The organism is Burkholderia sp. AW49-1 (assembly GCF_053427845.1).
The window spans coordinates 725,882-739,584 of record NZ_JBSAXF010000001.1 but is presented as its reverse complement, the minus strand read 5'-3'; the positions used below and the strand labels follow the sequence as shown (position 1 = coordinate 739,584).

Annotated in this window: 11 protein-coding genes; 7 read left to right on the top strand and 4 right to left on the bottom strand. The window is 65.1% G+C overall.

Features of this window, described 5'->3' with window-relative positions; translation table 11 throughout:
* Nucleotides 1-32 precede the first annotated feature (32 nt).
* Both ACV22W_RS03150 and ACV22W_RS03145 read right to left on the bottom strand, forming a co-directional pair.
* Nucleotides 33-323 carry a hypothetical protein gene (locus ACV22W_RS03150; protein ID WP_448017667.1) on the bottom strand — a complete coding sequence of 97 codons (291 nt, stop codon included), beginning with the start codon at nt 321-323 and terminating at the stop codon, nt 33-35.
* Nucleotides 324-714: 391 nt separating this feature from the next.
* Complete coding sequence (locus tag ACV22W_RS03145) at nt 715-1,473, bottom strand: LOG family protein (protein WP_059531499.1); 759 nt, start codon at nt 1,471-1,473, stop codon at nt 715-717.
* A gap of 1 nt (nt 1,474) precedes the next feature.
* On the opposite strand from ACV22W_RS03145, the gene polA reads away from it, so the two are divergent.
* From polA to ACV22W_RS03130, 3 genes are all read left to right on the top strand, one after another.
* Nucleotides 1,475-4,228, top strand: coding sequence for a DNA polymerase I (polA, locus tag ACV22W_RS03140; protein ID WP_448017666.1), 2,754 nt, complete (start codon nt 1,475-1,477; stop codon nt 4,226-4,228).
* Nucleotides 4,229-4,507: 279 nt separating this feature from the next.
* Entirely contained in the window at nt 4,508-5,842 is a 1,335-nt protein-coding gene (locus ACV22W_RS03135; protein WP_059531493.1) for an NAD(P)/FAD-dependent oxidoreductase, read from the top strand.
* A 412-nt stretch (nt 5,843-6,254) separates the two neighbouring features.
* Nucleotides 6,255-7,130, top strand: coding sequence for a dienelactone hydrolase family protein (locus tag ACV22W_RS03130; RefSeq protein ID WP_448017665.1), 876 nt, complete (start codon nt 6,255-6,257; stop codon nt 7,128-7,130).
* Nucleotides 7,131-7,181: 51 nt separating this feature from the next.
* Here ACV22W_RS03130 and ACV22W_RS03125 read toward each other — a convergent pair whose 3' ends face one another.
* Both ACV22W_RS03125 and ACV22W_RS03120 read right to left on the bottom strand, forming a co-directional pair.
* Nucleotides 7,182-8,051 (bottom strand): sulfurtransferase, encoded by an 870-nt coding sequence (locus ACV22W_RS03125; RefSeq protein ID WP_448017664.1) that lies wholly within the window; start codon nt 8,049-8,051, stop codon nt 7,182-7,184.
* 115 nt (nt 8,052-8,166) lie between these two features.
* Nucleotides 8,167-9,273 carry an aromatic ring-hydroxylating oxygenase subunit alpha gene (locus tag ACV22W_RS03120; RefSeq protein WP_448017663.1) on the bottom strand — a complete coding sequence of 369 codons (1,107 nt, stop codon included), beginning with the start codon at nt 9,271-9,273 and terminating at the stop codon, nt 8,167-8,169.
* A gap of 271 nt (nt 9,274-9,544) precedes the next feature.
* Between ACV22W_RS03120 and ACV22W_RS03115 the strand changes: the two genes are divergently transcribed.
* The 4 genes from ACV22W_RS03115 (at nt 9,545) to folE2 (ending at nt 13,669) form a co-directional block, all read left to right on the top strand.
* Complete coding sequence (locus ACV22W_RS03115; protein WP_006479428.1) at nt 9,545-9,838, top strand: exodeoxyribonuclease VII small subunit; 294 nt, start codon at nt 9,545-9,547, stop codon at nt 9,836-9,838.
* The gene (locus ACV22W_RS03110; protein WP_448017662.1) at nt 9,835-10,719 is read left to right on the top strand and encodes a polyprenyl synthetase family protein; all 885 of its coding nucleotides are present in this window, start codon (nt 9,835-9,837) and stop codon (nt 10,717-10,719) included. Before ACV22W_RS03115 ends, ACV22W_RS03110 begins: the two co-directional genes overlap by 4 nt.
* Before the next feature lie 80 nt (nt 10,720-10,799).
* Nucleotides 10,800-12,704, top strand: coding sequence for a 1-deoxy-D-xylulose-5-phosphate synthase (gene dxs / locus ACV22W_RS03105; RefSeq protein WP_448017661.1), 1,905 nt, complete (start codon nt 10,800-10,802; stop codon nt 12,702-12,704).
* 155 nt (nt 12,705-12,859) lie between these two features.
* Entirely contained in the window at nt 12,860-13,669 is an 810-nt protein-coding gene (gene folE2, locus ACV22W_RS03100) for a GTP cyclohydrolase FolE2 (protein WP_448017660.1), read from the top strand.
* The last annotated feature ends 34 nt before the right edge of the window (nt 13,670-13,703 follow it).

The window sequence follows — 13,703 nt, the reverse complement described above, 5'->3', positions numbered from 1 at the left end:
GCGCGGGCCCGATCGACCTCGCGCTCGTATGCTCAGCACTCACCCTTCTTCGCGTGTCCCGGCGGGCAATGGTAGCCGCCGTGACCGCGATGGCGCTCATGATCTTCCCACTCGCGACGCTCCCAGTAGCGACGGCCGTCCCAGTAACGATCGCCGTGCCAGCCGATCACGACCGCCGGCGCCGGTGCGACCACGACAGGCGCGGGCGCGACGACGACAGGCGCGGGCGTGCCGATGTTGACGTCGACGTTGACGGCTTGGGCGAGGCCGGACAGCGAAAGACCGAGGCCGGCGAAGGCGAGGGCGATCAGCGAGCGTTTCATGTTGTTTTCCGTGATGTCGTTGTCAAAAGGCCGGCGCGACGCGATGGACGCGAGGGGGGATCGTTCCACCGGGGGGACGCCACGCCGACGAGATGCAGTGTGCAGGCGCAGCGCGAAAAAGGCGAGACGTGTTTGTTACGGCGGATTGACGTCGGGCACGCCGGCCAGATCGATGGCAAGCAGCGCCATTTGACAATGGCGGGCCGGGCATGGGATGTGTCGACCGCATTGCGCGATGCAGGCTGCCCGGATTTGACATTCGGTGGCGCCCGGCCGCGCGGCGGGATTAATACGGTGTTACAAAATGACGCGCGGCAGGTGGCGGAATTGCCGTGCCTGCCGCGCGGGAGACGGGATGCCGGCCATGAGGCCGGCCATCGCACCGATCGAATTACAGATAGAACATGCGGTCTTCTTCGGGCCGTGGCGGATGGTCTTCGCCGTCCGCGCCTTCTTCCTCGCCGCTGTCCTCGTAGAACGCGAGCACGGCGTCGAGCACCTGGTCGGGATCGTCGATCACCTGCATCAGATTCATGTCTTCCGGATTGATGAGGCCCATCGGAATCAGCTGGTCGCGGAACCATTGCAGCAGCCCCTGCCAGAATGTGCTACCCACGAGAATGATCGGCACGAGGCGCGACTTCTTCGTCTGGATCAGCGTGAGCACCTCGGACAACTCGTCGAGCGTGCCGAAGCCGCCCGGCATCACGATCACCGCGTCGGAGTTCTTCACGAACGTGACCTTGCGCGTGAAGAAGTGGCGGAAGCGCAGCGAGATGTCCTGGTAGTGGTTGCCCGCCTGCTCGTGCGGCAACTCGATGTTCAGGCCGACCGACGGCGCCTTGCCGGCGTGCGCACCCTTGTTCGCGGCTTCCATGATGCCGGGGCCGCCGCCGGAGATCACCGCGAAGCCGGCGTCGGACAGCTTGCGCGCAATCTGCACGGCCAGCTTGTAATGCGGTGTGTCGGGTTTGAGGCGGGCAGAACCGTAGATGCTGACGGCCGGGCGGATCTCCGACAGGTACTCGGTCGCCTCGATAAACTCTGCCATAATCGTGAACATCTGCCACGATGCGCGCGCCTTCTTGGCCGTCGCGCGTTCTTGATCTGCGAGCGAACGCAGACTCGGAATCACTTTTCTCTTGTTCATAATGCCTGAAGAACGAAATCTGGAAGGTAAGACCCTGCTATTGGTTGACGGTTCGAGCTATCTGTATCGGGCTTACCATGCGATGCCTGATTTGCGTGGCCCTGGCGGGGAGCCGACCGGAGCGCTCTACGGAATCGTCAACATGCTGCGCCGTATGCGCAAGGAAGTCAGTGCAGAGTATAGCGCTTGCGTGTTCGATGCAAAGGGCAAGACGTTCCGCGACGACCTTTATGCCGACTATAAGGCAAACCGTCCGTCGATGCCGCCCGATCTTGCACTGCAGGTCGAGCCGATTCACGGCGCGGTGCGTGCGCTTGGCTGGCCGCTGCTGATGGTCGAGGGTGTCGAGGCCGATGACGTGATCGGCACGCTCGCGCGCGAAGCCGAGCGGCACGGGATGAACGTGATCGTGTCGACCGGCGACAAGGACCTCGCGCAGCTCGTCACCGATCACGTCACGCTCGTCAACACGATGACCAACGAGACGCTCGATCGCGGCGGCGTGATCGAGAAGTTCGGCGTGCCGCCCGAGCGGATCATCGACTACCTCGCGTTGATCGGCGATACCGTCGACAACGTGCCCGGCGTCGAGAAGTGCGGGCCGAAGACGGCCGTGAAATGGCTGTCGCAATACGACAGCCTCGACGGCGTGATCGAACATGCGGGCGAGATCAAGGGCGTGGTCGGCGACAACCTGCGCCGCGCGCTCGACTTCCTGCCGCTCGGCCGCAAGCTCGTGACCGTCGACACGGCCTGCGATCTCGCACCGCATCTCGAATCGATCGAAGCGTCGCTGAAGAGCGACGGCGAGGCACGCGACCTGCTGCGCGACATCTTCGCGCGCTACGGCTTCAAGACGTGGCTGCGCGAAGTCGACAGCGCACCCGCCGAAGGCGGCGGTGCCGATGCACCGGAAGGTGAGCCGGCACCGGTGATCGCGGCGGACATCGCCCGCGAATACGACACGATCCAGACCTGGGAACAATTCGACGCATGGTTCGCGAAGATCGATGCGGCCGCACTGACCGCATTCGATACCGAAACCACCTCGCTCGATCCGATGATCGCGCGGCTCGTCGGCCTGTCGTTCTCGGTCGAGCCGGGCAAGGCCGCGTATCTTCCGGTCGCGCACCGCGGCCCCGACCTGCCCGAGCAGTTGCCGATCGACGACGTGCTCGCGCGCCTGAAGCCGTGGCTCGAATCGGCCGACCGCAAGAAGGTGGGCCAGCATCTGAAGTACGACGCGCAGGTGCTCGCGAACTACGACATCGCGCTGAACGGCATCGAGCACGACACGCTGCTCGAATCGTACGTGCTCGAATCGCACCGCACGCATGACATGGACAGCCTCGCGCTGCGCCATCTGGGCGTCAAGACGATCAAGTATGAAGACGTGGCCGGCAAGGGCGCGAAGCAGATCGGCTTCGACGAGGTGGCGCTCGAGCAGGCCGCCGCGTACGCCGCCGAAGATGCAGACATCACGCTGCAGCTTCATCATGCGCTGTATCCGCAGATTGCGCGCGAACCGGGCCTCGAGCGTGTGTATCGCGAGATCGAGATGCCGGTGTCGCTCGTGCTGCGCAAGATGGAGCGCACCGGCGTGCTGATCGACGACGCGCGCCTGCAGGCGCAAAGCAGCGAGATCGCGACGCGTCTCATCGAGCTCGAGGGCCAAGCGTACGAACTGGCCGGCGGTGAATTCAATCTCGGCTCGCCGAAGCAGATCGGGCAGATCTTCTTCGAGAAGCTGCAGTTGCCGGTCGTGAAGAAGACGCCGAGCGGCGCCCCTTCGACCGACGAAGAAGTGCTGCAGAAGCTGGCCGAGGATTACCCGCTGCCGAAGCTGCTGCTCGAGCATCGCGGGCTGTCGAAGCTGAAGTCGACGTACACCGACAAGCTGCCGCGCATGGTGAATCCCGCAACGGGCCGCGTGCACACGAACTATGCGCAGGCTGTCGCCGTCACGGGCCGCCTCGCGTCGAACGACCCCAATCTTCAGAACATTCCGGTGCGCACGGCCGAGGGCCGGCGGATCCGCGAAGCGTTCATCGCGTCGCCGGGTCACCGCATCGTGTCGGCCGACTATTCGCAGATCGAACTGCGGATCATGGCGCACATTTCCGGCGACGCGTCGCTGCTGCGCGCGTTCGCGCAGGGGGAGGACATCCACCGCGCAACGGCCGCCGAGGTGTTCGGCGTGACGCCGCTGGAGGTCAACTCCGATCAGCGCCGGATCGCGAAGGTGATCAACTTCGGGCTGATCTACGGGATGAGCGCGTTCGGCCTCGCGTCGAACCTCGGCATCACGCGCGATGCGGCGAAGCTGTATATCGACCGCTATTTCGCGCGCTACCCGGGCGTCGCGCAGTACATGGAGGACACGCGCGCGGCGGCGAAGGAGAAGGGCTACGTCGAAACCGTCTTCGGCCGCCGCCTGTGGCTGCCGGAGATCAACGGCGGCAACGGCCCGCGCCGCCAGGCCGCTGAACGTGCGGCCATCAATGCACCGATGCAGGGCACGGCGGCCGACCTGATCAAGCTGTCGATGATCGCGGTGGACGACTGGCTCACGCGCGACCAGCTCGCATCACGGATGATCATGCAGGTGCACGACGAACTGGTGCTCGAGGTGCCCGACGACGAACTGTCGCTCGTGCGCGAGAAACTGCCGGAAATGATGTGCGGTGTGGCGAAGCTGAAGGTGCCGCTGGTCGCTGAAGTGGGTGCCGGCGCGAACTGGGAAGAGGCACACTGACGCACCCCCGCGTGATTCCCGCGCCCCGCGGCATATTGTTGCAGGGATGCTGAATATCGAGATGGTTTGCTTGTGGTCAACGCGCAAGCTCCCGGACAATGCATGTCAGTCAGGCCATTGTCGCGGGGGCAGCGCGCCCCGCGTTCCGGGATCGGCGCATCGAAGTGTTTCGAACTGCACATCGATGATGTCCGAACCGGTTAATCCAACGGGCAGTGCGAACGCATCGCGTCTGCATCGTCCGGCGGCAGCAGTTTCGAATCGCAAAGGGGGAATCGGATGCATCGGATCATCATCGTAGGCGGAGGCGCGGGCGGCCTGGAACTGGCGACGCGGCTCGGCGACCGTTACGGCGCGCGCGGCAATCGTCCCGCGCGTGCGCTCGTCACGCTCGTCGACCGCAATCCGACCCACATCTGGAAGCCATTGCTGCACGAGGTCGCGGCCGGCAGCATGGACCCGTTCACGCAGGAACTCGAATACGCGGCCCAGGCGCGCTGGCATGGCTTCGAGTTTCAGCAGGGCGAACTGACCGCGCTCGATCGCGCGGCGAAGCGCATCACGCTGTCGCCCGTCAACGACAGCGACGGCGCGGAACTACTGCCTGCGCGCGACCTGGAATACGACACGCTCGTGATCGCGATCGGCAGCACGACGCATTTCTTCGGCGTGCAGGGCGCGGCTGAAAACGCGATAGCGCTCGATACGGTCGGCGAGGCCGAGCGCTTTCGCAAGCGCCTGATCGCCGCGTGCATGCGCGCGGAGCACCAGGCGCCGGCGCAGCCCGCGCCGGGAGCGGCGGACGAGCCGCGCATCCAGGTGGTGATCGTCGGCGGCGGCGCGACGGGCGTCGAGCTGTCAGCGGAACTGCGCAACACCGCGCAGGTGCTGTCCGTCTATGGGCTGCACAAGCTCGACCCGCAGCACGACGTCGGCATCGTGCTGATCGAATCGGGACCGCGGATTCTGCCTGCGCTGCAGGAGCGCGTCTCGACCGCAACGGCCGAGCTGCTCGAAAAGCTCGGCGTGCGTTTGATGCTCGCGGAGCGCGTGACCGAGGTCGCGCCGGGTTTCGTGCACACCGCGAGCGGCAAGTCGGTGCGCGCGGATCTCACGGTCTGGGCGGCCGGCATCAAGGCGCCGTCCGTGCTGTCGAATCTTGACGGCCTGCAGGTCAACAAACTCGGCCAGCTCGACGTGCGCCGCACGCTGCAGACCTTCACCGACGACAACGTCTTCGCACTCGGGGATTGCGCCGCATGCGTATGGCCCGGCAACGAACGCAACGTGCCGCCGCGCGCGCAGGCCGCGCACCAGCAGGCGAGCTTTCTGCTGAAGGCGATCGGCTGCCGGCTCGACGGACGTCAGCTGCCCGAGTTTACGTATCGCGATTTCGGTTCGCTCGTGTCGCTCGGTCACTTCAGCGCGGTCGGCAACCTGATGGGCGGGCTCATCGGCGGCAACATGCTGATCGAAGGGTTGTTCGCGCGCTTCATGTATATGTCGCTGTACCGCCTGCACATCGCGGCGCTGCATGGCTATCCGCGCATGGTGCTCGATACGTTTGCGCACTGGCTGCGCCGCACGACGCTGCCGCGCGTCAAGCTGCACTGACCGCACTTCGTGCTCCGACGGGCAGGGAACGCGCATCGCGCGTGTTTCCTGCCCGTTGTCGTTTCCAGGGCGGGTGACCGCGAATTCACGCCTCGGGCTGGTTTGTTGCGCGTCATTTCGTGTCAAAACTTGGACAATTTGCGCGCGCGACGACGCTCGCCGCATCATGCCGCGCATGGGCTCGCGAGGTCGGGCCGCCGTGGTTGTCGATGCCCTCGGGTGCCACGGCATTACACCGTCGTAATCGAGTCTTACACATCTGACAGTTGACGCGACAACGGATTATTGGGCATCTTGTCCGGGTTTCCGCTTGCGGCGGGGTGCCACCGCCGCGACATTCGCTCCGTCCGCCGGCGTGATGCCGGGTCCAATCCCCGGCCGTGGCGGTGGCGCCCAATCGAGGAGTGCATTCATGTTGAAACCCGAAGTCGACAGCCTGGTTCCCCACGTTCCGTTCTCGCGCCGCAAGTTCATGCAGGCCGCGCTGGGCGGCACTTTCGCGGCGGCCGTGCTGCCCGTGTCGGCGCAGACGATCACGACCGACAGCAGCGGGCTGGATGTCGACACCATCGAAATCCGCTCGGGTGACGCGAGCATCCCCGCGTATCGTGCGCAGCCGGTCGACAAGACGAACCTGCCGGTCGTCATCGTGATCCACGAAATCTTCGCCGTGCATGCGCATATCGCCGACGTCTGCCGTCGCTTCGCGAAGCTCGGCTACCTGGCGATCGCGCCCGACCTGTTCGCGCGCCAGGGCAATGCGTCGAAGTATCCGACGATCCAGGCGCTCGTCGACAACATCGTCAGCAAGGTGCCCGACAGGCAGGTCACCGAGGATCTCGATGCGACCGTCGCGTGGGCCGGCAAGAACGGTGGCGATCTGTCGCGTCTCGGCGTGACGGGGTTCTGCTGGGGCGGGCGTCAGGCGTGGCTGTACGCGGAGCACAATCCGCACGTGCTGGCGGCCGTTGTGTGGTATGGATTCGTCGAGGGCAATACCGACGAGATGACGCCGTTCAATCCGGTCGATCATGCGTCGTTGCTGAAGGTGCCCGTGCTCGGGCTGTACGGCGAGAAGGACACGAACATCACACAGGCGTCGCTCGCGGACATGCGCAAGGCGATCCAGGCGAGCGATTCGAAGCTCGCGCGCCAATCGGAGATTGTCGTGTATCCGGATGCCGGTCACGCGTTCTTCGCGGACTATCGGCCGAGTTACGTGAAGGGCGATGCCGAGGACGGCTGGAAGCGCGCGATCGAGTGGTTCCGCAAGTACGGTGTGATGTAAACGCTGGAGCGGCGGCAGATGCCGCCGGCTCGTCATCGCGCCGCGCAGGGCTTACGGGTTCGGGCCAGTCGCGATCGGCCGCGACGGATCGGCGCTCCATTCGCTCCACGAGCCCGGATACAGCGACGCGCCATGCAACCCCGCGATTTCGAGCGCGAGCGCGTTGTGGCATGCGGTCACGCCGGACCCGCATTGCAGGATGACGCTGTTCGGTTCGGTACCGGCCAGCAGCGTGGTGAACGTCTCGCGCAGCTCATGGCCGGTCTTGAAGCGGCCGTCGGCGGCCAGGTTGTCCTTGAAGAACCGGTTGCGTGCGCCGGGGATGTGGCCGCCAACACGGTCGATCGTTTCATTTTCGCCGCGATAGCGATCCGGTGCGCGCGCATCGATCACGACGCGCTTGGCCGACGTCACATTCGCGAGCACGGCTGCCGCGTCGACCGTCGATTCGAGCGGGGTCGTCGCCCGGAAATCGCCGGCGGCCGGCTGCGGCACGTCGGCGGTGAGCGCCTGGCCGGCCGCTTCCCATGCCTGCAGGCCGCCGTCGAGCACCGCGACGGAATCGTGCCCGAGCCAGCGCAGCAGCCACCAAAGCCGCGCCGCATAGGCGCCGCCTTGTGCGTCATAGGCGACGACCTGCTGGCCCTGCTTGACGCCGCGGCTGGCGATCAGCGTCGCGAACGCGTCGCGGGTCGGCAGCGGATGGCGGCCGTTGGTGCCTGTCTTGCGGCCGGACAGGTCGCGGTCGAGATGGAGATACTGCGCGCCGGGGATATGGCCGGTCGCATAGGCGGCTTCGCCTGCACCCGGATCGACCAGATCGAAGCGGCAGTCGAATACGGCGATGCTGCCCGGCGCCGCGGCCAGCCGATCGGCGAGATTGGCTGCGGAGATGAGCGTGGTGTAGTGGGTATGTGGCATGACGGCTCCCTGGAGTGCAAACGGCCCGATATTCCAAGTCTAAACAAAAAAAGACGGGCCGAAACCCGTCTTTTCATATGCCGAATGCCATGCGGCGCCGGCGCGCCGCGTGCGGTCAGATGTCGCCGAGATGGCGGCGCAGGAACTCGTGGAAGTGCTGCATGCCGTCTTCCATCGGGCTCTGGTACGGGCCGACCTGCGATTCGCCGCGCGCCATCAGTGCGCGGCGGCCTGCGTCCATCCGCATCGCGATTTCGTCGTCCTCGACGGCCGTCTCCATATAGGCAGCGCGCTCGGCCTCGACGAACTCGCGCTCGAACAGGGCGATTTCCTCAGGGTAATAGAACTCGACAATGTTGGTCGTCTTCTGCGGGCCACGCGGAATCAGCCACGACACGACGAGCACGTGCGGATACCACTCGATCATCAGGCCCGGGTAGTAGACCATCCAGATCGCGCCGAACTCCGGCGGCACGCCATTGCGGAACTTGAGCACCTGCTCGTGCCACTTCTGGTAGGTCACGCTGCCCGGTTTCGCGAGGGCGTTGTGCACGCCGACCGTCTGCACGCTGTACCAGTCGCCGAACTCCCATTTGAGATCGTCGCACGACACGAAGCTGCCGAGGCCCGGGTGGAACGGGACGACGTGATAATCCTCGAGATAGACCTCGATGAACGTCTTCCAGTTGTAGTCGCACTCGTGCACTTCGACGTGGTCGAAGTGATACTCGGAGAAGTCGAAGTGATGCTTCGTGCCGAGGTTCGCGAGATCGCGCGCGACGTTGCGGCCTTCGGCCTCGAACAGCAGCCCCTGCCAGTTCTGCAGCGGGCTCTTGCCGAGGTTCAGGCACGGCTTGTCGGGGAAGTGCGGCGCACCGAGCAGTTGGCCTTCCAGATCGTACGTCCAGCGGTGCAACGGACACACGATGTTCTGCGTGTGGCCACGCCCGTTCAGCATGATCGCCTGCCGGTGACGGCATACGTTCGACAGCAGTTCGATCTGGTTCGCCGGGTTGCGGACCAGCACGCGGCCCTCGTTCTCGGACGGCAGCGCAAAATAATCCCCCGCCTCGGGCACCATCAATTCGTGCCCGACGTAACGAGGTCCTTTCTTGAAGAGGGTTTCGATCTCGCGCTCAAGGAGCGCCTCATCGAAATATGCAGTGACTGGAAGCTGGCTGTGAGCCGACTTCAACTGAAGCGCATCGCTCAGATTGGACATTCCCACTCCCGGTGTTAGCGTGAAAGCAGTGAACAACCCAACCATCGAAAAATCGATTTAGGGAAACGCGGAATTATACCCGGTTCGCCTCGCAAGGCTAGGATTAAGTGCCTGATTTGTGTCAATTTTTTGTCGGCAGGCAATCCGGGTGCGCACCTCGTGTGTCGAAGATGGGGCCGGAAGATGTGCCGGGCAGCCCACGTCGGCAGATCGGAGAATTCTCTTTTGCCGTAGAATGTCCGACTTGTTTTGAAATTTGACACCCTCGTCCATGGCGAAAACCGCATCCCCAGGCGCCACGCCGCCCGGCAATGGCACCGAACCGTTGCCGGACAATTATGAGATGGCGCTCGCGGAACTCGAGACGCTGGTTGCCCGGATGGAAGGCGGCGCGTTGAGCCTCGAGGATTCACTGGCGGCGTATCGCCGCGGTGCGACCCTCGTTGCGTTTTGCCAACAGCAGCTCGAGAAAGTGGAGCAGCAGGTTCGCGTGCTCGACGGCGCGACGCTGAAGCCGCTTTCGTCCGGAACGGCCGCCACGGACGGCGAAGACGACGATCTATGACATTCGAACAATGGATGCGGTCCGTGCTCGACCGTGTCGAGGACGCACTCGGCCACTATTTGCCGGCTGATAATGTGGTGCCCACGCAACTTCACGAAGCGATGCGCTACGCGGTCCTCGGCGGCGGCAAACGCGTTCGCCCGCTGCTGTGCCATGCAGCAGGCGAACTGACCGGCGCGACCGAAGCGGCACGCAACGCAGCGGCGGCGGCGCTGGAGATGATCCACGTTTACTCGCTCGTGCACGACGACATGCCGTGCATGGACGACGACGCGCTGCGACGCGGCAAGCCGACCGTGCACGTGCAGTACGACGAGCCGACGGCCCTGCTGGTCGGCGATGCGCTGCAGTCGCAGGCATTCGTCGCGCTGACCGACGCCGCGGCACTGACTCCGGTGCAGCAGGCTGCGCTCGTGCGCGAGCTGGCGCTGGCGAGCGGCTCGATCGGCATGGCCGGCGGGCAAGCGATCGACCTGGCGAGCGTCGGCCTCAAGCTGACGCGCGAACAGCTCGAGACGATGCACCGGATGAAGACGGGCGCGCTGCTGCGTGCCGCCGTGCGGATGGGCGCGCTGGCCGGCGACACGCCGTCGGCGGAAGCGATGGCCGCGCTCGACATTTACGCGGGTGCCGTGGGCCTGGCCTTCCAGGTCGTCGACGACATTCTCGACGTCACGACCGATTCGGCGACGCTCGGCAAGACCGCCGGCAAGGATGCGGCGAACGACAAGCCGACGTACGTATCGATCCTCGGCCTCGACGCATCGCGTGAGCTCGCGGCCCAGCTGCGCGCCGAAGCGCATGATGCGCTGAAACCGTTCGGCGCACGCGCACAGCGTCTCGCCGAACTTGCCGACCTGGTGGTGAACCGGGTCAGCTGACGCGAAGCCCGCCGCTGCGCACACGCTACGGTGCGTGCAATAGAATGCGGGCGCGTTTGATTTCCTACAATGGAACGACGATGTACGACTTGCTGAAAACCATCGACGACCCGGCGGATCTGCGCCGCCTCGATCGTCGCCAACTCCAACCGCTCGCGGATGAACTGCGCGCGTTCGTGCTCGACAGCGTGTCGAAGACGGGCGGCCATCTGTCGTCCAACCTCGGGACGGTCGAGCTGACGATCGCGTTGCACTATGTGTTCAACACGCCGAACGACCGGATCGTCTGGGACGTGGGTCATCAGACCTACCCGCACAAGATCCTGACGGGCCGCCGCGACCAGATGCATTCGCTGCGCCAGTACGACGGCATCTCGGGTTTCCCGCGCCGCAGCGAGTCCGAATACGACACGTTCGGCACCGCGCACTCGAGCACGTCGATCTCGGCGGCGCTCGGGATGGCGATCGGCAGCCAGTTGAACGGCGACGACCGCTTCTCGATCGCGGTGATCGGCGACGGCGCGATGACGGCCGGCATGGCGTTCGAGGCGATGAACAACGCGGGCGTGTCGGAGGATGCGAAGCTGCTCGTGATCCTCAACGACAACGACATGTCGATTTCGCCGCCGGTCGGCGCGCTGAACCGCCATCTCGCCCGCCTGATGTCGGGCCGCTTTTACGCGGCCGCGCGCGCGGGCGTCGAGCGCGTGCTGAGCGTCGCGCCGCCGGTGCTCGAACTCGCGCGCAAGCTCGAGGAGCACGCGAAGGGCATGGTCGTGCCGGCCACGTTGTTCGAAGAGTTCGGCTTCAACTACATCGGCCCGATCGACGGTCACGATCTCGATTCGCTGATCCCGACGCTGCAGAACATCCGCGAACTGCGCGGCCCGCAATTCCTGCACGTGGTGACGAAGAAAGGCCAGGGCTACAAGCTCGCCGAAGCCGATCCCGTGCTCTACCACGGCCCCGGCAAGTTCAACCCGGCAGAAGGCATCAAGCCGTCGACCACGCCCGCGAAGAAGACGTACACGCAGGTGTTCGGCGAATGGCTGTGCGATGAAGCCGAGCGCGATTCGCGCGTCGTCGGCATCACGCCCGCGATGCGCGAAGGTTCGGGCATGGTCGAGTTCGAGAAGCGTTTCAAGGATCGCTATTACGACGTCGGTATCGCCGAGCAGCACGCGGTGACGTTCGCGGGCGGCCTCGCGACCGAAGGGCTGAAGCCCGTCGTCGCGATCTACTCGACGTTCCTGCAGCGTGCGTACGACCAGCTGATCCACGACGTCGCGCTGCAGAACCTGCCGGTCGTGTTCGCGATCGACCGCGCGGGCCTCGTCGGCGCGGACGGTGCGACGCACGCGGGCGCGTACGATCTCGCATTCATGCGCTGCATTCCGAACATGACGATCATGGCAGCGTCCGACGAGAACGAGTGCCGCCAGATGCTGCACACGGCGCTTCAGCAACCGAACCCGACCGCGGTGCGTTATCCGCGCGGCGCGGGCACGGGCGTGGCGACGGTGAAGGAATTCACCGAAATCCCGCTCGGCAAGGGTGAAGTGCGTCGGCGCACGTCGCAGCCGGAAGGCAAGCGCGTCGCGATCCTCGCGTTCGGCACGATGGTTGCGCCGTCCATCGTGGCAGGCGAGGAACTCGATGCAACGGTCGCGAACATGCGCTTCGTGAAGCCGGTCGATGCGGCGCTCGTGCGTGAACTCGCCGAGACGCACGACTATCTCGTCACGGTCGAGGAAGGTTGCGTGATGGGCGGGGCGGGCTCGGCCTGCGTCGAAGCCCTGATGGAGAGTGGGGTTATCCGACCCGTAATACAATTGGGCCTCCCTGACCAGTTCATCGATCACGGCGATCCCGCGAAGCTGCTGTCGCAATGCGGCCTTGACGGCGCGGGCATCGCGAAATCGATTCGTGAACGCTTCCTGAGCCCGGCGGCCGATGTCGCCGATCAAGCGAAGCGCGTCGCATGAGGCTGGCGCCGCCTGCGGGCGGCGTCGGTGCGACTGGTGCGACCGGTCTACATTGATGCGGAAAACATGGGCCTGCGGGCCCATGTTGCTTTTCCGGCTGCCGCATGACGCGGCGTGCGCGTCGTCGGACGCGCGGCTTACAAGGATTGAACAAGATGAACCAGATGAATCCCGCCTTCGTGATGCCCGACGTGCAGAGCACGGTGGATACCCGCCAGATTCCGATTCAGCGCGTGGGCGTGAAGGCGGTCCGGCATCCGTTGACGGTGTGCACCGAAAGCGGCGACGTGCAGCCGACCGTCGGCGTCTGGAATCTCGACGTGCGCCTGCCTGCCGATCAGAAGGGCACGCACATGTCGCGCTTCGTCGCGCTGCTCGAGGAGAATCGTGCGCCGCTGACGGTCGAGCGCTTCCGTGCGATGCTCGCGTCGATGCTCGAGAAGCTGGAAGCCGAGGCCGGCCGCATCGAGGTCACGTTTCCGTACTTCGTGAACAAGACGGCGCCGGTGTCGGGCGTGCAGAGCCTGCTCGACTATGAAGTGACGCTCGCGGGCGAAAGCCGCAACGGCGAAGCGCGCCTGTTCCTGAAAGTGCTCGTGCCGGTGACGAGCCTGTGCCCGTGCTCGAAGAAGATCTCGCAGTACGGTGCGCACAATCAGCGCTCGCACGTGACGATCGACGCCGAGCTTGCGGCCGACCTGCCGGTCGAGGCGCTGATCCGCATCGCGGAAGAAGAGGCGTCGTGCGAGCTGTGGGGCTTGCTGAAGCGTCCGGACGAGAAGTTCGTCACGGAGCGCGCGTACGAAAACCCGAAGTTCGTCGAGGATCTGGTGCGCGACGTCGCGCAACGTCTCGATGCGGATGCGCGCGTGGTCGCCTATGTGCTCGAAGCCGAGAACTTCGAGTCGATCCACAATCACAGTGCGTATGCGCTGATCGAGCGCGACAAGCGGCACGCCGCGTAACATTGCGTCGCTGCGGCGTTTTGCCGCTGCAACG